A 23,754-nucleotide genomic window follows, 5' to 3' on the forward strand; every position below is an offset into this window, starting at 1 on the left:
GGGCTCACGCCTCTGCAACGGCACCATCACGTTCGATGAGCGTTTGCTTCATGGTGTCGGTCAGTGGAAAACGCCCCTCGCCATTTCGTTGAAGCAACACTACGAGCGCGAATCCCTCGATCCGACATTCCGGTGCAAAAACAGCGTATTCCATACGAAAGCTCGTGCGGCGAAACCGGGTGGTTCGGGCGGTGACGATGTAATCCTCGTTGATGAACATCGGCGCATGATAGGTGGCGCCGACGGATTTCAGCACCAGATCCGGAGAGGCCTCGTCATAGTCGGAGATGCCGTACGCGCGGCAATAGGGCAACCGCAGGCTTTCGAACCAGCGCAGGTAGGCCGTGTGGTTCACATGGTTCAGTGCGTCCAGTTCAGAGAACCGGACGCGGTCTCGGATCCCGTAGCGCCATTCCGGCGGGACGCCAGCGGCGCGAAGGTCCTGTGCCGACAAGGGTGTGAGGAAGGGCGGTGTCATGGCGGCCTCGTCGCGTTTCCGTATTTCCTGAAACAAGCCACGCGCAGAGGCCAGGCGCAAGCCGGTCGGTGCCCTCCCGGTTGCGCGCGGGGCCGTCAGGTGACGGCGAGTACGCGTGCCTGTTCGGAGGTTTCGACGATCCCGGCGCTGAACCGCTCGATATCGGAATCCTTCACCAATGCGACGACCGATCCCCCCCAACCGCCGCCGGTCTGGCGCGCGCCGATCGCGCCAAGCGCCATCGCAGCTTCGACCAGGGCATCGGTTTCGGGCACGGTGATCTCGAAATCGTCCCGCTGAGAGGCGTGGCTGCTCACCATCAGCGCGCCGAATTCAGGCAGATCGCCGGCTTTCAGGGCCGCGATACCATCGAGTGCGCGCTGGTTGTCGGTGATGATATGCCGGGCACGGCGGTCGAGCGGGTCGGAAAGCGCGTTGATACGCTCCAGATCCGCCGGTCCGAGGTCGCTCAGGATATCGACCCCCAGTTCGGCGCAGGCGGCATTGCATTCGGCGACGCGGGTTGCATAGCCATCGTCGGTCAACTGGTGACTGACGCCGGAATGCACGATCACGAAGCTGGCGCCAACGGGCGAGGGGGCCGGATCGAACGCCAGCGTCCGGGTGTTGAGGAACAGGGCCGTGCCGGGGTCGCCAACGGCGGAGGCAAACTGGTCCATGATTCCGCAGGGCATGCCGACGAAGTCGTTCTCCACCGCGCGGGCCATGATGGCAGTGTCGACCGCCGACATCTGTTTGCCATAGAGTTCGGTGACGGCCTTAATGCTGGCCACCTCCAGCGCCGCAGAGCTCGACAGCCCGGCGCCCATCGGAAGCGTGGTGATCAGCGCGATGCGCACTCCGGTCTTCGCAACCTCGGTTTCGGCTGCGAATTTCAGGCAGCCTAGGACGTAGTCCGACCAGCGGCCTTCCTTGCTGTCGGTGATATTGCGGGTCTCCGATGCGTGGAACGTGTCGGAATAGGCCTCCACAACACCCGGCGCCGGGCCGCGTCCGATGGCAATCGACACCCCGAGCCCGTTCAGGGCCATCGGCAGGACATAGCCGCCGTTGTAGTCTGTGTGCTCGCCCAGCAGGTTCACCCGCCCCGGGGCGGAGGCCAGCACCTCCGGTTCGTCCCCGAAATGGCCGCGATATGCGGTGGCAACCGCGCTCAGTTGATCCGGTCCGGTCATGCCTGTCCTCCCAGGGCGCGCGCAGCCTTGTAGTGAACATCGGAGAGGTCGCGCAGCCGCTCCGCAGCAGTTTCGGCGGTCAGATCCCTCTGCGCCTCCGCCAGCATCTCGAACCCGACCATGAACTTGCGCACCGTCGCGGAGCGCAGGAGCGGCGGATAGAAATGGGCATGCAATTGCCAGTGGTCGAACGTGCCCGCGCGGGTCGGGGCACCGTGCCAGCCCATGGTGTAGGGAAACTCTGTCTGAAACAGGTTGTCATAGCGGGTCGTCAACCGCTTGAGCAGGTCGGCGAGTGCCTGTCGCTGTTCCCCCGACAGGTCGGGCAGGCGCAGCACATGTGCCTTGGGCAGCACCAGCGTCTCGAAAGGCCATATCGCCCAGTAGGGCACGACAGCGATCCAGTGCTCGTTCTCTACCACGGTGCGTTCACCCGCCGCGGATTCGGCGGTTGCGTATTCCAGCAACAGGTTCTGGCCGTGCTCCCGGAGATAGCGCGACTGGGTCTCGTCCTCGGTCGCGACTTCGTTCGGGAGGAAGTCGGATGCCCAGATCTGCCCATGCGGGTGCGGCTGCGAACAGCCCATTACCGCGCCCTTGTTCTCGAACACCGCGACCCAATCATAGGTGGCGCCAAGATCCTCGATCTGTTCGGCCCAAGTATCGACCACCTTGCGGATGGCATCGACGGGCAGTTCCGGCAAGGTCAGGTCGTGGCGTTCGGAAAAACACATCACCCGCGCGGTGCCGCGTACATTTTCGGCTTGGAACAACGGGTTGTCGGACGTTCCTCCCTTGGGTGTGTCGTCCAGCATCGCCGGGAAATCATTGGGAAACACGAAAGGACCGACGAAGTCCGGGTTCACCGCGCCGCTGGTCCGGGTGTTGCCGGGGCACAGGTAGCACTTTGGATCGTGGCGCGGCTTTTCCTCTCCGGCCGTGTCCTCCTCCTGTCCAAGCCAGGGGCGTTGCGTGCGGTGCGGAGAGACGAGCACCCATTCCCCCTTGAGCGGGTTGAAACGGCGGTGCGGCGAATTCGTGGCGAGCGTGGCAGGATCCATGGTGTGCGTCCTGTTTGGGGCCGAAGCCTATGGGTTCGCGATGACGTATCGCGTCAGTCGACGGTCCGTGTCTATGCGCCATCGGGCCACGTCGACACTATCGTTGTGCGATCGGTTGAGACAAACACCGGACAAGTGTGTGGGCAGTCGAAACCGGCTATCACATTGAGAACATTGTCGCAATAAAAAGAACAATATCGCGCAGCGCCATTGTGTAGCAGTGACCGCCGCCATCTCTTGAGTGGCGTTTCGTTTCGGGTTCAAGGCGGTTTGATATCTCCAAACAGGGACATGCAAGCGGGATATGGCGGATCTGCGTCCGACGCATGGAGTTTCGGTTTTGGCGCGGGCGTCCTGTTGCACCGCAGCGAATTGCAAACGTCGAAATAACCCCTTAAAGAACGGGCGGAATGCTGCTCCCGGCACGCCATTAGAGGTCGCCGGCAGTGGATATGGGGGGACGAGACGGAGATTGCGCGGGATGTCGCAACGCCGCCACGCATCAGAGAACATCGCTGAAAGGTACTAAAATCATGGCCGAAAACGTGACACCGGACATTCTGTATACCAAGGTAGACGAAGCCCCCGAGCTCGCCAGCGCCTCGCTGCTTCCGATCATTCGCAAGTTCGCCGATGCCGCCGGCATCAAGGTCGGAACCAAGGATATCTCCGTTGCCGGCAGGATCCTCGCGACCTTCCCGGAATACCTGTCCGAAGCGCAGCGCGTGTCCGATGACCTGGCCGAACTGGGCGAGTTGGTGAAAACCCCTGGCGCCAACGTGATCAAGCTGCCCAACATCTCGGCCTCTGTGCCGCAGCTGACCGCCGCGATCGCGGAGTTGCAGTCTCAGGGGTTCCCTGTGCCGGACTATCCGGAAGAACCCTCGACGGATGAAGAGAAGGCGGTTCGTGCCAAGTACGATGCCATCAAGGGCTCCGCCGTGAATCCGGTCCTGCGCGAGGGCAACTCCGACCGCCGCGCCGCAAGGGCCGTGAAGAACTACGCCCAGGCCAACCCGCATTCCATGGGAAAGTGGTCCGCCGACAGCAAGACGAAGGTCTCCTCGATGTCCGGCAACGACTTCTTCGCCAACGAGAAATCCGCGACCATCACCGCGGCGCAGGCCGGCGACGCGAAGATCGAGTTCGTGGCCAAAGACGGCGCGGTCACCGTGCTCAAGGACGGCTGGCCGCTGGAGGAGGGCACGGTTGCCGATGCGACCTTCATGTCGGTGCGTGCGCTGTCCGATTTCCTGGCCGAGGCCATCGCCGACACGAAGGCCGATGGCACGATGTTCTCGCTGCACATGAAGGCGACGATGATGAAGGTCTCCGACCCGATCATCTTCGGCTACGCGGTGAAAGCCTGGCTCGCCCCGGTGTTCGAGAAGTACGGCGCCGAGATGGAAGCGCTTGGCGTGAACCCGAATTCCGGCATGGGCGATCTGCTGGAGCGTGTGAAGGGCAATGCCGACATCATGGCGGCCATCGAGGCCGTGGCCGGCGAGCGCCCGTCGATGTACATGGTCGACAGCGACAAGGGCATCACCAACCTGCACGTCCCGTCGGACGTCATCATCGATGCGTCCATTCCGGCGGTGATCCGCGCCGGTGGCAAGGGCTGGGACGAGACCGGCGCCAAGGGCGACACCAACTGTGTGATCCCCGACCGCTGCTACGCGCCAGTCTATGACGAGGCGATCAATTTCTTCAAAGCCAACGGTGCGCTGGATGTGACAAAGGCCGGATCGGTCGCCAACGTCGGCCTGATGGCACAGAAGGCCGAGGAATATGGCTCCCATCCGACGACCTTCGAGGCTCCGGGCAATGGCGTGATCCGCATCGTGCTTGCCAATGGCGACACCCTGCATGTGCACAAGGTCGAAGCCGGAGATATCTGGCGCGCCTGCACGGTCAAGAAAGCCCCGATCGAGAACTGGATCCAGCTTGCCATGGACCGTCAGCGCCTGACCGGATCCGAGGCGATCTTCTGGCTTGACGAGAACCGCGCACATGATTCCGAGCTGATCAAATACGTCAAGCCTACGCTGGAAGCCGCTGGCGTTGCTGACAAGTTCATGATCATGGCCCCGCGCGAAGCCACGGCCCAGTCGCTGAAAACGATCACGTCCGGGAAGGACAGCATCGCCATCACCGGCAACGTGCTGCGGGACTACCTGACCGATCTATTCCCTATCCTGGAACTGGGAACCTCGGCCAAGATGCTCTCCATCGTGAAGCTGATGAACGGTGGCGGCCTGTTCGAGACCGGCGCCGGCGGCTCAGCGCCCAAGCATGTGCAGCAACTGGTGGCCGAGAATCACCTGCGCTGGGACTCGATGGGGGAATTCTGCGCCCTGGGGGAGAGCTTCAACTTCCTCGCCGATACCAAGGGTAACGCCAAGGCTGCCGTGCTCGGCGCCGCGGCCGAGGCCGCCACGCAGGGCATCCTCGACCACAACCGGTCGCCCTCGCGCAAGGTCGGCGAGCCGGACAACCGTGACAGCCATTACTGGTTCGCGCGCTACTGGGCCGAGGCCCTGGCCGCGCAATCCGACGATGCCGACCTGGCGAACCACTTTGCGCCGATTGCCAAGGCCCTCGCCGATGGTGAAGAGGCAATCCTCGGAGAACTGGCCGCCGCACAGGGGCCAGAGGCCGATCTGGGCGGGTACTACAACACGGATCCGGCCAAGACCGCCAAGGTGATGCGCCCGAGCGCAACGCTCAACGCGATCATCGGCTGAACGCCGGTAGTCTGACCTGAAATCAAGCGGGCGTCCGGGCAACCGGGCGCCCGTTTGCTTATGGGCTGCCGGGTCGTGGGGCGTGTTGCTCATCCTGATGCGGCCGCAGGAGCGAGGCCCTGACGGCCTTCGTGGCGCGAACCGACCTTACAATGGCCGCGTGCAGACACAGGGATTTGGTATTGGCACGGCCCAACAGCTGGCGCTCCTCGCGGCGGGGATCAGCCGGGGAGGGGCCTGCACCTCGGGACGGCACGTCAGGTATGCAATCCCGGGCACCAATTGCGCTGCGCCCCCGATTTGCGGCAACGGCGTTTCGCCACGCCTGACGACCACTGATCTGATCACGCAGATGTTTCCCGGCGCGTCGGGGCGATGGGCTAGGCTTTCTGAAACCCTCGAAGGAGCAATGCAGGTGGTGCAGAGATCATTTTCCGGAACGGCACGGCTGGCAGCGGTCCTGTTGCTTGTGTTTGCCTCGACCGACCCGGTCAGGGCTGCGGATCTCTGCCTTCGGGTCACCGTCAACGACCAGCCAGCCGGAAAGGAAACCCGGCTGCGACTGTCGGCCTCCGGGCAGGCCAGCCAAAGCAGCCGCCCGGTTGCTGGGCGTGTACAGTTTCCCAACCTTGGCGCCGGGAAATGGCGACTGTCGCTCGATCATCCGAAGATGAAGGTCTTTCGGACAACGCTGGCGATCAATGGCAACACGGGCGTGCATCTGGATTGCGGTCATGCGGATGAGTGGTCCGGTTGCGTGGTCAAGCGGCTTGCCGCCGGGTGCGGGGGCTGACAGCGGGTGCGGTGGGCGTTGCATTCGCAGCCGTGCGAGTCCACCTTCGGCGCGAGGGAATGGAGAAACATGATGAAACTTCGGATTTCTTGCCTTGTTGTCGCGCTTGGCATCGGCGCTGGCATGGCCGCTGCGGAGCCAGCCTTCGATTGCGCCAAGGCTGAAAGCGACGCAGAGGTGGCGATTTGCGGGTCGGAGGCGCTGGGTGAACTCGACCGGGAGTTGGCGCGCCTCTACGCCCTGGCGGTCGAAGGCCCGAACATGACGGCCGACCGCCTGGACGAGTTGAAGGCCACGCAGCGCGGCTGGATCAAGGGGCGGGACGAATGCTGGAAATCCAGCTTCCCGCTGGAGACCTGCATCGCAAATGAATACGCCTTCCGAATAGACGAGTTGCGCACCGGATACGCGGATGCCCGGAGCGAGGAGGGCGCATCGCTCGGCCCCTTCCCCTATGCCTGCGAGGGGTTCGGCGCTCTGGTCAGCGCGGTCTTTGTCAACACATCCGAACCGTTGGTCACCCTGCGCTGGAGAGATGTGGCCGTCGTGCTACCGCGGGTCGAATCCGGGTCCGGCAGCCACTACGAGACCGATAACTGGGACGGCAAAACGATCTCCTTCTGGGTCAAGGGCAAGGAGGCGACGCTGCTGACGGGGGTTGGAGAGACGCTCTCCTGCGTCGAGGATGCGATGGGGTGATCCCGTGCGGGAACGGAGAAATGGGAAGGGCCGAACACAGGGCTTTCCCGTCCCGCCGCGGTGCTGCACTTGAATAAAACCACCGTCGGCCAGCGAGCGAACCCTGTGCCCGGACAGTACCTATGCCTTGATGCCGGTTTTCCAAGCGCCGGTCCCGGACCTGCGTGACCCCGGGTACATCGCATAGCAGGCATGCGCGGCGTATATGGCAATTGGTTTCAGTGACCCGAGCCTATATGTTTACCTGAATTGCGAGGTGAAACGATGCGCGACCTGAAGATCCCCGGCGAACGCCATCCCGAAAAGGCCCACCGCCCGGACAATGCCCAGCCGAAGAAACCCAGCTGGATCCGGGTGAAAGCCCCCGGCGGGCCCGGCTACAACGACACGCACAAGATCATGCGGGATCATGGTCTCTCGACGGTCTGCGAGGAAGCGGGTTGCCCCAATGTCGGGGAATGCTGGAGCAGGGGTCATGCGACCATGATGATCATGGGAGAGATCTGCACGCGGGGCTGTACCTTCTGCAACGTCGCCACCGGGCGACCTGACGCGCTTGATGTTTTCGAGCCGGGCAGGGTGGCCCACGCGGTACATAAACTCGGCCTGCAGCATGTCGTGATCACCTCGGTGGACCGCGATGACCTCGAAGATGGCGGCGCCGACCATTTCGCACAGACAATCCGCGCCATTCGCCATCGGTCTCCGGAGACCACGATCGAGATTCTGACGCCGGACTTCCTGAAGTGCGATCCTTCCGTGCTGGAGATCGTGGTCGAGGCGAAGCCCGATGTCTTCAACCACAACCTGGAAACCGTGCCGGGGCTCTATCCGACGGTGCGGCCCGGCGCGCGCTACTTCCATTCCCTGCGGCTGTTGCAGCGGGTGAAGGAACTGGACCCGACGATGTTCACCAAGTCGGGCATCATGGTCGGTCTGGGCGAGGACAAGCAGGGTGTGCAGCAGGTCATGGACGACATGCGGGCCGCCGACATCGATTTCCTGACCATTGGCCAGTACCTCCAACCGACGCCGAAACACCACGCGGTCGAACGGTTCGTGACACCGGAGGAGTTCAAGGCCTATGAAAAGGCGGCTTTTGGCAAAGGGTTCCTGATGGTCTCCGCCACGCCGCTGACCCGTTCCAGCTATCATGCCGGGGACGATTTCGCGCGGCTGCGCGAAGCACGGTTGCGCAAGCACAACCAAAGCTGACGACGCGCTACCTTTCGCGCCCCGGTGGGGCGGACCACGCGTCCGCCGGGCAGGACGCGAGGCAGGTGCGGCCTGTTCGTCCAACCTGTCGGTATGAGGTCACGGAACCACGGCAAGTTTACCATTGAGCCCACCGGAATGTGTCGGCGCCCCGATCTGACACCCAGTGCAACCGATCCCGTCGCAGGGCGTCGTCTGGCTGCGAGAAACGGGCGCGGGTGTCATCGCAGTCACGTTGGCGACGACGCTCTCAGCGTTCATGTCAGCAGCGTGTTTGCCAACGAAGACACGACTCACTGTACCGGGGCCAGCCCACCGATGTAGGCCGCTATCGCGTCGCGATCCTCACGCGGAAGCTGGCTGATCCCGGCGATGACGGCCTCCATGTCGCGGCTGACCTCCTTGTGGTCGGGGTTGAAGCCACTTTCCAGGTACCAGGCCATTTCATCCGCGCTCCAGTCCAGCGCCGCGGGCGTGATGTTCGGGACCGCCCCCCGCCCGGAAATCTCCGGCGCGCCCGCCATCCACCGGGTGCGGTCCAGCCCGCCGAACCGATCCCTTGGCGTGTGGCATTCCGCGCAATGGCCGAGCGCCTCAACGAGGTACCGTCCGCGTTCCAGTGTCGGGCTGGGCGCGGCGCCAACAAAGGTCGGATCCATGTAACGTTCCTTCCAGAGGCCGATACTCCGACGAATGGAGTATTGAACCGGAAGGTCGTGCCGTCCGTCGGGTGTGTCATCGGCCGGCAGCGTCTCTAGGTAGGCTTTCAGGTCGGCGATATCCGGCAGCGTCATTCGCGTGTAGGAGGCATAGGGCATCACCGGATAGAGGTGGCGCCCGTCGCGGCCGACGCCGCGCTGCAGGACACTCGCAAGCTCGGCGAGGCTCGCCCCACCGATTCCATGCTGCAGATCCTGGGAGATGTTGGGCGCCACGAAAGTGCCGAAAGGGGTGGTCAGCCGACGCCCGCCGGACAGCAGCGGCTTCGCGACCGGCTCCGATCCTTGATCGGCATGGCAGGACGCACATCCCGCGGCGAGGAAGACATCGCGCCCTCGCTCCGCGTCTCCGGTCATGGCGGGCAAATCCCCATCGGCGATCGGTTTCGGTCGGGAGATCCAGAAAAGCGCACCGCCAACCAGCACGCAGGCCAGCAGGAGGAGGGAAAGAAAGCGGCCCATTGGTGCCTCGGCTGTGGATTTCGGTCGGGAGGCCATGCCTCGTCTGGTGCGACCCTAGGCGTTTTGGCAAGTCAGGGCAAAGGGATGCTGCAACTGCAGTCGAAACTTGATTGTCCCGGCGTCAGAAGCGCAAACGATGCGGCGCGCGGTCAGCGGTCAGCCCTTCCGGCCAGAACCCGAAGTGCTCAAGCGCGTAGAGCGCCACGCAGAGACCCACCGCGACAAGGACGATCAGCACCCGGCGCGTTGACGGCGGGGAGTGTACCCAACGCCTCATGCGAAAGAGCCAGTGCGGTCCGAACATATCCTTCTCCCCCCGGCGCTCCGTCCCCGAACGGGATCAGGCAACCACGACGTTTGCCGAGGCAAGATACGCGTCCAGCGCGATATTCTCCAGCAGGACATAGGCGTTGCCCCAATCGACAAGCGTACCTTTTGCGACCTGGCTGGCCGTAACCACTGGCGAAGACTTGATTGCCTCCAGACCATTGGGGGCCAGCCAAGGTTTGGCGTACCACGTTTCGTAGACATCGCTCTCCATCACACGGGTCTCCAGCCACAACACCAACCTGTCGTTCGCCACGTCGAAGTTGCGGATGATGTCCTTGCCGGATCTCCGGTCACAGACAAAAGCATCGCGGTAGGCACCGCCGGCCAGAATGTCGTTCCCCTTGCCCCCGATCAGAACGTCGCGACCCCTGCCGCCATCCAGTTTGTCCGCACCCTTGCCACCATCAAGCCAGTCCTTTTCGCGACCGCCGACAAGCCTGTCGTTGCCAACAATGCCGAACAGACGATGACTTCCCGCTCCGCCATAGAGCGTGTTGGTGTGTGTCATGGGGCGAGGCACAATTGAAGTCGAAGAAAACGCTCGGAGATTGCTCGATAAAATCCAGCACTTCACCGTTTTCCCATGCCTTGTAGATGAAGGAGGTCTAGCCGTCAGGACGTCCGTCCGTGTCGCCGAAAATGACGTCGGCACCCGCGCCACCTTGGACAATATCCGATCCCGCACCGGCGAAGACCTGATCGTTGCCCTTGCCCGCCCAGATGCGATCGTCTCCAGGACGATAGGTGCCGCCCTTGTGGATGTCCCCATCGCCAATGATGTGATCGTTCCCGCGCCCACCAAACAGCAGGTCAATTCCATTGTGTCCCTTGAGGATGTCGGCGCCACCGCCGCCTGCCAAGGTTTGTGGCCCTTCGTCGCCGGACCGGGTCGGCGGGAAGAGGTCGTCCTCCAACAGACCGCCGAGGCTGGGCAAACCGCTGAGCGGTCCCCACATCATAGGGCCCACCGAATGTGTCTGCATTCTTCAGGGACGAGAGGAACGACGCGACCGCGGCCTTGTCCTGCCTGTCAGGAAGCGAGTCCCCGTCGACCCGCCAAATGGCGATCGTATCGCGGTGACCGCCATAGCGTTCGAACGTCAGCACTGTGGCCGCACTATCCTATCCCCAGGTCAGGTACTGGACGTGAAAACGGCTCCAGTCGCAGCCATAGTCCGTGGCTGACACCTCGTATTCGTAGCGGCCCAAAGGGTCAGGTTTCGTCGTTGACCAGACACGGACCGATAGCTGGTCTGAAGCTTAGGTCGTGTCGCCGCTCTCGTTTGCCACCACGACGTCGTCGAGACCGGTGTGCACGCTCTTTTCAATCCGGGCATCGCGGACAGCGCCGATGTTTTCTTCGGACACGCCCAAAAGCAGGCCATCAAATACAGCTGTCGCGATCCATCCCTCCCATCCGACCAATTCCGGCAACCGCACGCTGGGGTGAAGGTTTCGCCACGTCAATCGTGGTTGCGCTATCCGCGACCATCGCGCACCGTGGCATTGGCCGCCGGAGAGTGTGGAGGGGTGCCTATTCCGCTTCCGGTTCGTCGATGAAGCGGACGGCGCCGATATATGGGAGGTTCCGGTTTCGTTGGGCGAAATCAATCCCGTAGCCGACGACGAACTTGTCGGGGATCTCGAACCCAGTCCAGGTTGCCTTGTAGTCGACCTCCCGGCGGGCGGGCTTGTCCAGAAGGCAAATGGTGCGCAGCCGCTTGGGATTGCGGGCTTCCAGGAAGGCGGCGACACGGGTCATGGTGTGGCCGGTGTCGATGATGTCCTCCACCACCAGAACGTCGCGGCCCTCGACCTCTCCGCGCAGATCCTTCAGGATCCGCACCTCGCGGCTCGATTTCATGGTGTTGCCGTAGGACGACGCCTCCAGGAAGTCGACTTCAACCGGAAGGTCCAGTTCGCGCACGAGATCGGCAATGAAGACGAACGACCCCCGCAGAAGGCCAACCACGACAAGTTTATCGGTGTCGGCGAAATTCTCCTCGATCTCGCGTGCGAGATCCTCGATTCTGGCGGCAATGGACTTTGCCGAGATCAATTGGTCGATGACGTATGGTCGCGAGGACATAGGCTTCCCTTGAACTTGCCTGCGAAGTCTACGACATGAATGCCCAACCAGAAGACCCGAAGCGACAGAGGCCAATCGCCGCACGATGCTCACTCATTCCGACAACCGCGTCATGCCGTATACCGCACAGCAGATGTACGATCTGGTGGCGGATATCCAGTCCTATCCGAAATTTTTGCCCTGGACGGCTGCCACGCGCATTCGCGGACGGCATCCAGACGGCGACAAGATGGTCGAGATCGCGGACATGGTCATCTCCTTCAAGGTGTTCCGGGAGAAGTTCGGCACCAAGGTGACGCTGGACAAGAAAGCGCATACCATCGTCAGCGAATACATCGACGGTCCGTTCAAGTTCCTGATCTCCAAATGGGCTTTCAAGGACGTCGAAGGCGGCTGCGAGGTCGACTACCATGTCGAGTTCGAGTTCAAGAACAAGATCCTGCAAAAGGCGGCCGGTGTGTTCTTTACCGATGCTCAGCGGCAGATCATGGGCGCGTTCGAGAAGCGGGCAAAAGTGCTCTACCGCTGACTTTCATCGACCGCGTGCGGTCGGGTTGGCAGGGGCCGGCTGCAACCGTTGACCGGGTCGGTGGATGGTCGGCTGCGACTCACTACGTTTGAACCCTGCTGCGATTCTGGTGATCGATGGCAAAGGCAGCGTCGGTGACCATATCATCGGCGGGCACCGCAACCGCGCGTGCGGACAATCCCCAAGCCGATGCGATCCGTGCCAACCAAAAGCCAAAGGGTGACTAGACTCGCGCAATCGTTGAACGGAATGCGCGTCAGGGGTAAGTTTATCGCCAATTCAGTGGCTTGGGGCCGACAGTGAGCGTGGAAACTCAGCCTTCCCGGCTCAGCAGCGGACGATCCCTCGGCGGCGGGGCGTCGTCCAACCCTCCAATCAAAAGCTCCAACGCGTGGTTCACGGTGAACTGACGCACTGCAACGCGGCCCGGCGCGCCGAAATCGATGGTCTTGGTCACCGTGATGTGCTCGCGCCGCGCCAGGCCAAAACAGACGCGGCCCTCCGGTTTGTGTTCGCTGCCGCCCGGACCGGCGATGCCGGTGACGGAGACCGCGATATCCGCCACGGAGGCCGCGAGCGCCCCCTCTGCCATCTCCTGCGCGACCTGCTCCGAGACGGCGCCATGCGCCTCCAGGGTGTCTGCGCTGACGCCCAGCATCTCCCGCTTGGCGGCGTTGGAATAGGTGACAAAGCCTCTATCGAAGATATCGGAAGACCCTGGGATCTCCGTAATCGCGCCAGCGATCAACCCGCCGGTGCAGCTTTCTGCCGTCGCCACGAGGTGACGCTTGGTCCGGGCCTTTTCCAGAAGGGTCTCGGCATGCAGGACGCCAATTTCGACGGCATGGGTCAGTTCTGTCATTGCATCAAAACACCATGTGAGACCGCCGCCGCCGCGGCAACAACTACAGCCGCCATGCCCCCGGCGATCACGTCGTCCAGCATGACGCCCAACGGCGTGTGCTTGCGGTCTGCCCAGGACACGGGCCAGGGCTTCCAGATATCGAAAAGCCGGAACATGACGAAGGCGCCGACCCAGCCCGGGTAGGGAAAAAGCCACGGATCCGCGCCGGCATGCCACAGACCAGCAGACAGCGGCCAGAGTGCGATCCAGATTCCCACCGCCTCGTCGATAACGATCTCCGACGGGTCGTGATCGTCGCGGCCCCGGGTCTCTGCCGCCGTGGCCCACAAGCCGATCCCGAACAGCGCGAATGTGGCGGCCGCCAGCAGGGGAAACCCGCCCAGCCCGTGCAACAGGTACCCGAAGGGCAGGGCTGCCAGTGTCCCCCATGTGCCGGGCGCGGGGCGCAGAAGGCCCGCACCGAAGAACGTGGCGACAAACCGTGGCGCGGTCATTCGGACACCAGCGTTGCGGTGGCGATGGCGGCGATGCCTTCCTCCCGGCCGGTGAAACCCAACCGTTCCGAGGTGGTCGCCTTGACCGATATCCGCGTGACGTCCAACCCCATGATCCGAGCCAGCGCATTGCGCATTGAAGGTGCATGAGGGCCGATCTTGGGTTGCTCGCAGACCAGCGTGCAATCGACATTGCCGATGCGGAAGCCGCGTTCCGCGGCAAGATCCACGGCATGGCGCAGGAAGATCTCGCTGGCAGCGCCCTTCCACTGCGGGTCCGACGGCGGGAAATGCTGGCCGATATCGCCATCCGCCAGCGCGCCGTATATCGCGTCCGTGACTGCATGCATCCCGACATCGGCATCGGAGTGGCCCTGCAGACCCCTCGCATGTGGCACCTCGACCCCGCAAAGCACCACGTGGTCCCCTGCGCCGAAGCGGTGCACGTCGTAGCCGTTGCCCAACCTCACATCCATCGTCGTTCCTTTCGCGAGGATCCGTTCCGCGCGGGCGAAACAGCCCGGCATCGTCACTTTCATGTTGTCTTCATGCCCCTCGACGATCCGAACCTCCAGCCCGGCGGCGAGAGCGACCTCCACGTCGTCGGCCGCACCGCCGGGATGGGCGGCATGGGCGGCGCGGATCGCGGCAAGGTCGAAGCCCTGCGGTGTCTGCGCCCGGAAGAGGCCATCGCGGGCCGTGGGGTGCAGGACGCAGCCGTCCTCGCCCTTCCAGAGCGCATCGGTAACTGCGAGGGCAGGGGCCGCTCCCGGGGCGTCCTCCAGCGCAGCAAGGACGCGATCGATGACCTCCGCCGGCACCAGCGGACGGGCGCCATCGTGGATCAGAACGTGAGTCGCCGAGTCAGGCAATGCGGCCAGGCCCGCGGCGACAGAGGCATCCCGGCTGGCACCGCCGGGCACAGATGCCACATCTGCAGGCAAAAAGGCCGCCGCGAGGTCGGATTGCTGCGGGTCGATCACCACGACCATCGACCTGACACCGGGGTGAGCACGGAACCGCTCCACCGTATGCAACAGCACGGGCTTGCCGCCAACACTCTGATATTGCTTTGGAACAGGACCTCCTGCGCGAACACCCCTACCAGCCGCAACGATCACGGCGGCTATCTCGCGCGGCGCGGCAGCTTCCGCCCCTGTGGTCTGGCTCTGCGTCATGCGATCCGTCTAATAGGTGACTGCGAGCAGGGCAACGGGCAAGCCTGCGCCGGGTCTGAGTGATCAAAAATTGTGCAATTCTTGTTTTTGGGCAAATTTGTAAAAGGATCAACCTTGGAACCCGGCCGCGCTTCGGGCTATCCCCGCTGGTGATGCACAAGGATTAATCATTTGACGGTTTGCGTGGCAAACTTGCCCCTGACACCTCCGGTTTTGCTGGCCCCGCTTGCGGGAATCACCGACCTGCCGTTCCGCCAGCTGGTCTCGCGGTTCGGTGCCGGGCTGGTGGTGTCGGAGATGGTGGCCAGCCAGGAGATGGTGCAGGCCAAGCCCGGTGTCCGCGAAAGGGCGGAGCTTGGATTCGGGATCGCGAATACCTCGGTGCAGCTCGCCGGGCGGGAAGCCCACTGGATGGCCGAAGCCGCCCGCATGGTGGAGGCGAACGGCGCCCGCGTGATCGACATCAACATGGGCTGCCCGGCCAAGAAGGTCACCAGCAGCTCCGGCGCAGGCGCCAGCGGCTCGGCGCTGATGCGCGACCTCGACCATGCGCTGAGCCTGATCGAAGCGGTCGTGGGGGCGGTATCGGTGCCGGTGACGCTGAAGACCCGGCTGGGCTGGGACGATGACACCCGCAATGCCGCCGAGCTTGCCCGCCGGGCGGAGCATGCCGGCATCCGGATGGTCACCATCCACGGCCGCACCCGGCAGCAGTTCTACAAGGGGCAGGCCAATTGGCGCGCGATCCGGGAGGTAAAGGACGCCGTCTCCATCCCCGTGATCGCGAACGGCGATATCATCGACAGTGACGCCGCGCGCACGGCGATGGCGCAATCGGGCGCCGATGGTGTGATGGTCGGGCGCGGCGCACAGGGTCAGCCGTGGCTGCTGGCCGGGATCGCGGCGGACCTGTTCGGCACCCCGGCGCCAACCATCCCGAAGGGCGATGCCCTGGCGGATCTGGTGAGTGGGCACTACGAGGCCATGCTGTCTTTCTATGGCGAGGTGCTGGGCAACCGGATTGCCCGCAAGCACCTCGGCTGGTACCTCGATCGGGCCGGCGATCCTGCCGGGCTCCGCCGCCGGCTCCAGACCGAAACCGACAGCGCGGAAGTCCTGCGGCTCTTGCCGGAGGCCTTCGGGGCGAACGAAAGGGAGGCCGCCTGATGCCAGGCAGTGGAACCATCTGGGCCTCGCTGCCCATTCCGGCACTGGTGCTAGCCCCGGACGACCGCATCACCGCGATCAACCCGGCAGCCGAACTGTTCCTGAACAAGACGATCAAGGCGCTGGAGGGCGACCTCGTCTATGATCGCATCGCCATCAATGCCCCCGTCGAGGAGGCGCTTGCCCGGGTGCGCGCCAACCGCTCGCCCCTGTTCATCAACGACGTCGATGTCGGCATGGGCGACAAGGCGCCGGTGCAATGCAACATCCAGATCGCCCCGATTTCCAACGATACGGAGCGGGCCCTGTTCCTGATTTCCCCGCGGGAGATTGCCGGCCGGCTTGGCCGTTCGATCTCCGCCGACAAAGCGGCAAAATCCGCGATCGGCATGGCGGAGATGCTGGCCCACGAGATCAAGAACCCGCTGGCCGGCATCACCGGCGCGGCACAGCTGCTGTCGATGAACCTTCCGGCGGAAGACCTGGAGCTGACCGACCTGATCGTGGCTGAGAGCCGCCGGATCGTGAAACTCCTCGACCAGGTGGAGCAGTTCGGCAACCTGCGCCCCCCGCAGGTCAGGGACGTGAACATCCACGACGTGCTGGATCGCGCCCGCAAGTCCGCGATGGTCGGATTCGCCGCGCATATGAAGATAAAGGAGGAGTACGATCCCTCCCTTCCGCCGACCCTGGGCGACAGCGACCAGTTGCTTCAGGTGTTCCAGAATCTGCTCAAGAACGCCGCGCAGGCCGCCGGTGACGAGGCGGGCGAGATCCGGATTCGCACCTTCTACGAACCGAGCCTCCGGGTGCGGCGTGGCGGGGAGGACGCTGCGCGCGTGCCCCTGCAAGTTGAGATCGTGGACAACGGTCCCGGCCTGCCGCCCGAGATCTCCGACGACATATTCGAACCGTTCGTGTCCGGCCGTGAGAACGGCACCGGGCTCGGACTGGCGCTGGTGAGCAAGATCATCGCCGAACACAAAGGCTGGATTTCAGTAGAATCCGTGCCCGGAAAGACGGTCTTCCGCGTATCCCTGCCGGTGGCCGTGACAAACAAGAAGAAGGGCAACGAGGAGTAACTACGATGGACGGAACCATTCTCGTTGCGGATGACGACCGCACAATCCGCACCGTTCTGACCCAGGCGCTGACCCGCGCGGGCTGCAAGGTGCACGCCACCTCGTCGCTCGTGACGCTGATGCGCTGGGTCGAGGAAGGCAAGGGCGACCTGGTGATCTCGGACGTGATCATGCCAGACGGCAACGGCCTGGAAACGCTGCCAAAGATATCCGAGGAGCGGCCCGGGTTGCCGGTCATCGTGATCTCGGCGCAGAACACGATCATGACGGCGATCCAGGCGGCAGAGGCGGATGCCTACGACTACCTGCCCAAGCCGTTCGACCTGCCGGATCTGATGAAACGGGCGGCCAAGGCGCTGGAGACCAAACGCCGCGCGCCTATCGCCCGCAACGAGCCTGCGGTTGTGCCCGAGGGGACCGACGACCTGCCGCTCGTGGGCCGGACGCCGGTGATGCAGGCACTCTACCGGCTGGTGGCGCGGGTGATGAACACCGATCTCGCGGTACTGATCACCGGCGAGTCCGGCACCGGCAAGTCGCTCATCGCGCGAGCGATCCACGACTTCTCCGACCGCCGCACGCTGCCCTTCGTGGTCGCCGGGGCAGAGGAACTCGCCACGCTCGACGGCCCGGCAACGATCCTGTCCCGCGCCCGCGGCGGTTCGGTGCTTTTCGACGAGGTTGCCGATCTCGACATGGAGACGCAGGGCCGCATCGTCCGGATGCTGGACGCGCTGTCCGACACGGCCCCTCGGGTCATGGCGACCTGCCAGGGGGACCTGATGCCGCGCATGGAGGCGGGGACGTTCCGACAGGACCTGTTCTACCGCCTTGGCGGCGTGACGCTGAATGTCCCGTCACTGCGAGAACGGGTGGATGACATCCCGCTTCTGGCCGAACACTTCCTCGCCCGCGCGGAACGCGACGGGGCCAACCCGCGCCGGTTGTCCTCCTCCGCGATGGATCTGGTGCGGGCCTACAGTTGGCCGGGCAACGTGCGCCAGTTGGAGAACACCATTCGCCGGTTGGTCATCACCTCTTCGGAGGAGGAGATTGGCCGCTCGGAGGTGGAGCTTGTTCTGGGCAACCAGCCGGAAATCGAGCCGCTGGTCGGCGGGGGCGACGGCGAAAAGCTGTCTGCCTCGGTCGCGAAACACCTGCGCCGCTACTTCGACCTGCACGGTGGTGTTTTGCCGCCGCCGGGTCTCTATCAGCGAATCCTCAAGGAGGTGGAAATCCCGCTGATCGAGATCGCGCTGGATGCAACTGGCGGCAATCAGGCGAAATGCGCCGACCTTCTTGGCATAAATCGCAATACCTTGCGCAAGAAGATCACCGATCTCGATATTCGCGTGACACGACGCCGCAAGTTGATGTAAAACCGCAACAGAGCCGTGGCATCCGGGGCACGCCCTGGGGAACGATCACGGAATATGGCGGTAGCGCTGCCCGGATCCACCAGATCTGGGTGGCAGGAACATCACGAGGCAAACCTTGGCAGGCGCTCTAAGGCGGTTGAACTGGGAAGGCGTTGCGCGTCTGCGTCGGAGACGACGGGTTCAGACGGCGGCGAGCTTTGCCCTCGTGGTGCTCGGCCCCATCCTCGTCATTTCAACCTTCCTGATGCTCGGCCCGCTGGAGCAGGGGGCAAACTCGCCCTCGCTCCGGCTGATCTTGCTGGCCGACATCGTTTACGTGCTTGTTGTTGCGGCGCTGGTCCTTGGCCGGGTTGCAACCATGATCGGCGCACGCCGCGATCAGTCGGCGGGGTCCAAACTCCACATGCGCCTGACCGGGGTCTTCACGGCCATCGCGCTTGTCCCGACGGTGCTGGTGGCGATCTTCGCCGGCCTGACGATCAATATTGGCCTTGAGGGGTGGTTCTCCGACCGGGTCCGGAACGTCGTTGGCGCTTCGCTGTCGGCGGCGGAGGCCTATGAACAGGAACACGTGCGCGACCTTCGGCAGGACACGGCGGTGCTCGCGGGCTATCTGAATGTCGCACGCTCCGCCCGCTACACACTCTCCGATGGGGAGATCCGGCAGGTTCTGACCCAGGGCCAGCAGCAGGTTCAGCGGGGCCTGCGCGAGGCATATGTCATTGATGGGTCAGGAGAAATTCGGGCACGTGGGGAACGGTCCTATCTGTTCGACTTCGAGAAACCGAGCCCCGTGGAGATGCAGCGTGCCGCCGACGGCGAGGTCGTGATCATCGAGGATTGGGATACCAATGAATTCCGCGCCCTGATCAAGCTGACATCCTTCCTCGATCGATTCCTCTACGTGAGCCGGGAAGTGGATGGCGATATCCTGTCACTTCTCGACGAGACGACGGAATCCATCCTGCTCTACAACCAGCTTGAGGATGAGCGGGGGAGAATTCTGTTTGAATTCAGCCTTCTGTACCTCGGGTTTGCGCTGATCCTGATCCTTGCCGCGATCTGGCTCGGGCTGTGGTTCGCAGAACGCTTGTCGCGGCCGATCGGGCGGCTTGCCGCGGCGGCGGAGAAGGTGGGCGAAGGCGACCTGCGCGTTCAGGTTCGCGAGGAAAGCGGCGACGACGAGATCGCCATCCTTGGCCGGGTGTTCAACCAGATGACCCGCCAGTTGAAGGTTCAGCGTGACGAACTCCTTGAAACCAACGCAAAGATCGAAACCCGCAGGCGGCTCTTCGAGGCGGTCCTGACCTCGATCACCGCGGGCGTCATCGGTCTGGATGCGGAGGGCCGGGTCGATTTCATGAACCCGGCCGCGATCCGCCTGCTGAACCTGCCGCTGGATGCCGGCGACCACCACGATGCACTGGCCAAGACCGTGCCCGAGTTTGCCGGGCTGCTGGCGCGCCTGCGCGTGGACGAACGCAGCGTGACCCAGGAAGAGATCAAGATTACCCGGGACCGGGCGATGGAAACGTTGTTGGTGCGGCTGGCCGAACGCCGGTCGTCGGAGGGCGAGCTGGAAGGCTACGTCGTGGCGTTTGACGATGTCACGCAACTGGTCACGGCACAGCGGATGGCGGCGTGGGGCGATGTCGCCCGCCGCATCGCCCATGAAATCAAGAACCCGCTGACACCAATCCAGCTCTCAGCCGAGCGGTTGAAGCGGAAGTTCACGCGCAAACTGGACGAAGAAGACGCCGAGAGCCTCGGCACGATGACCGACGTGATCGTGCGCCAGACCAACGACCTGCGCCGGATCGTCGACGAGTTCTCGAAGTTTGCGCGGATGCCGGAACCGGACCGTCGCGACGCTGACCTGACGGAGCTGGTCGAGAACGCGGTGACCTTGCAGAAACAGCAACTGGGCAAGGCGCTGCATTGGCAATTGCCCGACGGCCCGACACCGGTGCACGTGGACGAGACAATGATTGGCCAGGCACTGACGAACATTATCAAGAACGGCGGCGAAGCTATCGAGAGCCTTGAAGAAAAAGGGGCTCCCAGCGGCTTTGTCCCGGAAATCCGCGTGACGTTGGAGCGGCTGGGAAGCCAGGCCGAGGTGCGGGTTTCGGACAACGGGATCGGATTGCCCGAAGATCGCGGGCGGTTGTTCGAACCCTATGTCACGACGCGAGCGAAGGGCACCGGTCTGGGTTTGCCCATCGTCAAGAAAATCATCGAGGAACACGGGGGCACGTTGGAACTTGTCGACGCCCCGGTGTTCGAAGGCAACGCGCATCACGGTGCGCAGGCAATCATCCGGCTGCCTGCAGCAGTCGGACTCGGCCAGGCAGCCGAGTAGATTACGAGGGAGATCAAGAGCATGGGCGACATTCTTATCACCGATGACGAACGGGACATTCGCGAACTTGTCGGCGATATCCTGCGCGACGAGGGGTTCTCTGTCCGGTTGGCGGCCAATTCCGAGGAATGCATGGGCGCGATCGATGACGAGAAGCCGGCGCTGATGATCCTCGACATCTGGCTGAAAGACAGCGCGATGGACGGGATCGACATCCTGAAATCGGTGAAGCGCGATCATCCGGAAATCCCGGTCGTGATCATTTCGGGCCATGGCAACATTGAGATCGCAGTCGCTGCGATCAAGCAGGGTGCCTACGATTTCATCGAAAAGCCGTTCAACATTGACCAGTTGCTGGTGGTCATCCGTCGCGCCATGGAAACGTCGCGCCTGCGGCGGGAAAACACAGAGTTGCGGCGCAAGGACGTTTCCACCGCTGAAATGATCGGGACCAGCGCCGCCTTCAAAGCGCTGAAATCCCAGCTCGACAAGGTGACCAAGTCCAATGGCCGGGTGATGCTGACCGGTCCGGCCGGCGCCGGCAAGGAAGTGGCCGCACGCTATATCCATGCCAATTCGAACCGCTCCACCGCGCCGTTCGTCTCGGTCAATTCCGCGTCCATCGAACCGGAGCGGATGGAAGAGGTCCTCTTCGGACGCGAAACCAACGAACGCGGGGTTGAACCAGGGTTGCTGGAGGAAGCGCATGGCGGTGTGCTCTATTTCGACGAGATCGCCGACATGCCAATGGGCACGCAATCCAAGATCCTCCGGGTGCTGGTGGACCAGCAGTTCCAGCGCGTCGGTGGTGGCGAGAAAGTGCGCGTGGATATCCGGGTGATCTCCTCGACCAATCGCGATCTGGAGGCGGAGATCGAGGCGGGGTCCTTCCGGCAGGAACTCTACCACCGCCTGAACGTTGTGCCGATCCGCGTGCCGGGGCTTGAGGAACGGCGCGAGGACATTCCCGAACTGGCTGTGCATTTCATCGAGGGGTTCAATACCAGCCAGGGTTTGCCGCAGCGGGAGTTGAGCGATGACGCGGTTGCGCTGTTGCAGACCATGCACCTGCCGGGCAATGTTCGGCAATTGAAGAACGTCATAGAACGCGTTCTGATCCTTGGGGAAAATTCCGACCCAATCCTGCCTCGGGAGCTTGAAGGCGTGGAACGGGGCGAGACGGAAGACGGGCGTGTGGTGCTGTCCGGCGCCCTTGCGACCCTGCCGCTGCGCGAAGCGCGGGAATTGTTCGAGCGCGAATACCTGCTGACACAGATCAACCGTTTCGGTGGCAATATCAGCCGCACCGCGACCTTTGTTGGCATGGAACGGTCGGCCCTGCACCGGAAGCTGAAGTCGCTGGGCGTCGTCACATCTTCCAAGGCGGGCAGCCGTGTCGCCCACATAGAGGATGCGGCGCAGGCCGCCGAATAAGCGCAACACAGACCGAACGGGCGCGCCCGGCGGCGTTGACGCTCCGCCCGGGCTCTGCCATGGCTGTCACATCCGAGATGAAGCCGGGGCACGACCATGAAGGTCATCATTTGCGGGGCGGGCCAGGTAGGCTGGCAGATCGCCCGGCACCTATCCAGCGAACAGAACGATGTGACGGTGGTCGACAACAACCCGGAACTGGTGCGCCGGGCGACGGACACACTGGATGTCCAGGGCGTTGTCGGTCACGCCAGCTATCCCGATGTGCTCGACAGGGCAGGGGCGGAGGATGCCGACATGGTCATCGCCGCAACCCACTCGGACGAGGTCAACATGGTCACCTGTCAGGTGGCCCATTCGGTCTTTGGCGTTACGCGGAAGATCGCGCGCCTGCGGGCTCAAAGCTACCTGGAGGCAATCTACCGCGACCTCTACAAGCGCGATCACATGCCGATCGACGTAGTGATAAGCCCGGAGCGGGAGGTGGCAGAGGCCGCCCTGCAACGGATTGCGGCGCCGGCGACCTTCGACACCGAGAGCTTCCTCGATGATCGGGTGCAGCTGCTGGGGATTGCGCTGGACGATGATTGCCCGGTGCTGAACACCCCGCTGCGCCAGTTGACGGACCTGTTCTCGACGCTGCGTGCGGTCGTTGTCGGCGTGCGCCGGGATGGCACCCTGTTTGCTCCGGAGCCGCGGGACCAGCTGTTTTCCGGCGACCAGGTCTACCTTGCTGCGCTGCATGAGGACGTGGACCGAACCCTCGATATTTTCGGGAAGCTGACCCAGAAGGCAGAGCGGGTGGTCATTATCGGTGCAGGCAATGTGGGGCTCTCCGTGGCCAAGTCGCTGGAACGCTCGGAGACGCGGATCCGCGCCCGCATGATCGAGCGGGATCGGGCTGCGGCCGAACGCGCCGCCGACGCGCTGGAACGGACAATCGTGCTGCATGGCGATGGCATGGACAGCGCAACGCTGGCGGAGGCCAGCATCGACCGCGCCGACGCGGTGATCTGTGTGACCGACGATGACAAGGTCAATCTGCTCGCGGCGGTGCGGGCCAAGACGGCGGGCTGCAAGATGACCATCGCGCTGGTCAACGACCCGACACTGGTGACGTTGATGGAGCCGCTGGATATCGACGCCTACATCAATCCGCGCGCCACGACGGTGAGTTCGATCCTGCGGCATATTCGGCATGGCCGTGTACGCGGGGTCTATTCCATCGGCGATGCCGAGGCGGAGGTGATCGAGGCACAGGTGCTCTCGACCTCGCCGATCTCCGGCAAGGCGATCCGGGAAATCGACTTCCCCGAAGGCGCCCTGATGGGGGCCATCAAGCGGGACGAGGACATCATCAAGCCCGTCGGTGACACCCGGATCCTCGAAGGCGATATCGTGATGATCTTCGCACTGGCCGACGATGTGCCGGAGGTGGAACGTCTCCTGCAGGTCACGGTGGATTTCTTCTGAAC

22 protein-coding genes are annotated in these 23,754 nt (G+C 63.4%); 11 read left to right on the top strand and 11 right to left on the bottom strand.

Annotated elements, in window-relative coordinates:
• Positions 1-4: 4 nt before the first annotated feature.
• From CLV78_RS03965 to CLV78_RS03975, 3 genes are all read right to left on the bottom strand, one after another.
• Positions 5-478: an acyl-CoA thioesterase gene (locus CLV78_RS03965; protein WP_106203436.1), complete on the bottom strand. Its 474-nt coding sequence runs from the start codon at positions 476-478 to the stop codon at positions 5-7.
• Between the two features lie 95 nt (positions 479-573).
• A complete protein-coding gene (galK, locus tag CLV78_RS03970) occupies positions 574-1,674 on the bottom strand; it encodes a galactokinase (RefSeq protein WP_106203437.1) in 1,101 nt (366 codons plus the stop codon).
• Entirely contained in the window at positions 1,671-2,735 is a 1,065-nt protein-coding gene (locus CLV78_RS03975; protein ID WP_106203438.1) for a UDP-glucose--hexose-1-phosphate uridylyltransferase, read from the bottom strand. The genes galK and CLV78_RS03975 overlap by 4 nt, the downstream gene beginning before the upstream one ends.
• A gap of 533 nt (positions 2,736-3,268) precedes the next feature.
• Between CLV78_RS03975 and CLV78_RS03980 the strand changes: the two genes are divergently transcribed.
• The 4 genes from CLV78_RS03980 (at position 3,269) to lipA (ending at position 8,189) form a co-directional block, all read left to right on the top strand.
• Positions 3,269-5,482, top strand: a complete 2,214-nt coding sequence (locus tag CLV78_RS03980; protein WP_211300933.1) for an NADP-dependent isocitrate dehydrogenase — start codon at positions 3,269-3,271, stop codon at positions 5,480-5,482.
• Positions 5,483-5,897: 415 nt separating this feature from the next.
• Entirely contained in the window at positions 5,898-6,275 is a 378-nt protein-coding gene (locus CLV78_RS03985; protein WP_146136627.1) for a hypothetical protein, read from the top strand.
• A 72-nt stretch (positions 6,276-6,347) separates the two neighbouring features.
• Positions 6,348-6,974: an MliC family protein gene (locus CLV78_RS03990; protein ID WP_245924822.1), complete on the top strand. Its 627-nt coding sequence runs from the start codon at positions 6,348-6,350 to the stop codon at positions 6,972-6,974.
• A 264-nt stretch (positions 6,975-7,238) separates the two neighbouring features.
• Positions 7,239-8,189 carry a lipoyl synthase gene (gene lipA, locus CLV78_RS03995; protein ID WP_106203442.1) on the top strand — a complete coding sequence of 317 codons (951 nt, stop codon included), beginning with the start codon at positions 7,239-7,241 and terminating at the stop codon, positions 8,187-8,189.
• A 293-nt stretch (positions 8,190-8,482) separates the two neighbouring features.
• Here the strand turns inward: lipA and CLV78_RS04000 are convergent, their stop codons facing one another.
• The 5 genes from CLV78_RS04000 to hpt form a co-directional block, all read right to left on the bottom strand.
• Positions 8,483-9,370 carry a c-type cytochrome gene (locus tag CLV78_RS04000; protein WP_106203443.1) on the bottom strand — a complete coding sequence of 296 codons (888 nt, stop codon included), beginning with the start codon at positions 9,368-9,370 and terminating at the stop codon, positions 8,483-8,485.
• Between the two features lie 121 nt (positions 9,371-9,491).
• Entirely contained in the window at positions 9,492-9,674 is a 183-nt protein-coding gene (locus CLV78_RS04005; RefSeq protein ID WP_106203444.1) for a hypothetical protein, read from the bottom strand.
• Between the two features lie 36 nt (positions 9,675-9,710).
• The gene (locus tag CLV78_RS04010) at positions 9,711-10,208 is read right to left on the bottom strand and encodes a calcium-binding protein (protein WP_106203445.1); all 498 of its coding nucleotides are present in this window, start codon (positions 10,206-10,208) and stop codon (positions 9,711-9,713) included.
• Positions 10,209-10,305: 97 nt separating this feature from the next.
• Positions 10,306-10,659 (bottom strand): calcium-binding protein, encoded by a 354-nt coding sequence (locus CLV78_RS04015; RefSeq protein WP_106203446.1) that lies wholly within the window; start codon positions 10,657-10,659, stop codon positions 10,306-10,308.
• 575 nt (positions 10,660-11,234) lie between these two features.
• The gene (gene hpt / locus CLV78_RS04025; protein ID WP_106203448.1) at positions 11,235-11,789 is read right to left on the bottom strand and encodes a hypoxanthine phosphoribosyltransferase; all 555 of its coding nucleotides are present in this window, start codon (positions 11,787-11,789) and stop codon (positions 11,235-11,237) included.
• 112 nt (positions 11,790-11,901) lie between these two features.
• On the opposite strand from hpt, the gene CLV78_RS04030 reads away from it, so the two are divergent.
• Entirely contained in the window at positions 11,902-12,318 is a 417-nt protein-coding gene (locus tag CLV78_RS04030; RefSeq protein ID WP_342751788.1) for a type II toxin-antitoxin system RatA family toxin, read from the top strand.
• Between the two features lie 313 nt (positions 12,319-12,631).
• Here CLV78_RS04030 and CLV78_RS04035 read toward each other — a convergent pair whose 3' ends face one another.
• Genes CLV78_RS04035 through CLV78_RS04045 form a run of 3 tightly spaced genes read right to left on the bottom strand, consistent with a single transcriptional unit; the run spans position 12,632 to position 14,855 of the window.
• A complete protein-coding gene (locus CLV78_RS04035; protein ID WP_425427915.1) occupies positions 12,632-13,144 on the bottom strand; it encodes a CinA family protein in 513 nt (170 codons plus the stop codon).
• A gap of 32 nt (positions 13,145-13,176) precedes the next feature.
• Positions 13,177-13,677: a phosphatidylglycerophosphatase A family protein gene (locus tag CLV78_RS04040; RefSeq protein ID WP_106203451.1), complete on the bottom strand. Its 501-nt coding sequence runs from the start codon at positions 13,675-13,677 to the stop codon at positions 13,177-13,179.
• Entirely contained in the window at positions 13,674-14,855 is a 1,182-nt protein-coding gene (locus CLV78_RS04045) for a bifunctional 2-C-methyl-D-erythritol 4-phosphate cytidylyltransferase/2-C-methyl-D-erythritol 2,4-cyclodiphosphate synthase (protein WP_106203452.1), read from the bottom strand. The genes CLV78_RS04040 and CLV78_RS04045 overlap by 4 nt, the downstream gene beginning before the upstream one ends.
• Positions 14,856-15,017: 162 nt before the next feature.
• Here CLV78_RS04045 and dusB point away from each other — a divergent pair, with 162 nt between their 5' ends.
• The 6 genes from dusB to trkA all read left to right on the top strand — a co-directional run bounded on the left by dusB (position 15,018) and on the right by trkA (position 23,752).
• Positions 15,018-16,022, top strand: coding sequence for a tRNA dihydrouridine synthase DusB (gene dusB / locus CLV78_RS04050; protein ID WP_425427916.1), 1,005 nt, complete (start codon positions 15,018-15,020; stop codon positions 16,020-16,022).
• A complete protein-coding gene (locus CLV78_RS04055) occupies positions 16,022-17,104 on the top strand; it encodes a two-component system sensor histidine kinase NtrB (RefSeq protein WP_106203454.1) in 1,083 nt (360 codons plus the stop codon). Before dusB ends, CLV78_RS04055 begins: the two co-directional genes overlap by 1 nt.
• Before the next feature lie 5 nt (positions 17,105-17,109).
• Entirely contained in the window at positions 17,110-18,483 is a 1,374-nt protein-coding gene (locus CLV78_RS04060) for a response regulator (RefSeq protein WP_106203455.1), read from the top strand.
• Between the two features lie 115 nt (positions 18,484-18,598).
• Positions 18,599-20,845 carry a sensor histidine kinase NtrY-like gene (locus CLV78_RS04065; RefSeq protein ID WP_106203456.1) on the top strand — a complete coding sequence of 749 codons (2,247 nt, stop codon included), beginning with the start codon at positions 18,599-18,601 and terminating at the stop codon, positions 20,843-20,845.
• A 21-nt stretch (positions 20,846-20,866) separates the two neighbouring features.
• Positions 20,867-22,279 (top strand): nitrogen assimilation response regulator NtrX, encoded by a 1,413-nt coding sequence (gene ntrX, locus CLV78_RS04070; RefSeq protein WP_106203457.1) that lies wholly within the window; start codon positions 20,867-20,869, stop codon positions 22,277-22,279.
• A gap of 96 nt (positions 22,280-22,375) precedes the next feature.
• Complete coding sequence (gene trkA, locus CLV78_RS04075; protein WP_106203458.1) at positions 22,376-23,752, top strand: Trk system potassium transporter TrkA; 1,377 nt, start codon at positions 22,376-22,378, stop codon at positions 23,750-23,752.
• Positions 23,753-23,754 lie beyond the last annotated feature (2 nt).

Source organism: Aliiruegeria haliotis, from assembly GCF_003003255.1.
Lineage (GTDB): Bacteria > Pseudomonadota > Alphaproteobacteria > Rhodobacterales > Rhodobacteraceae > Tropicimonas > Tropicimonas haliotis.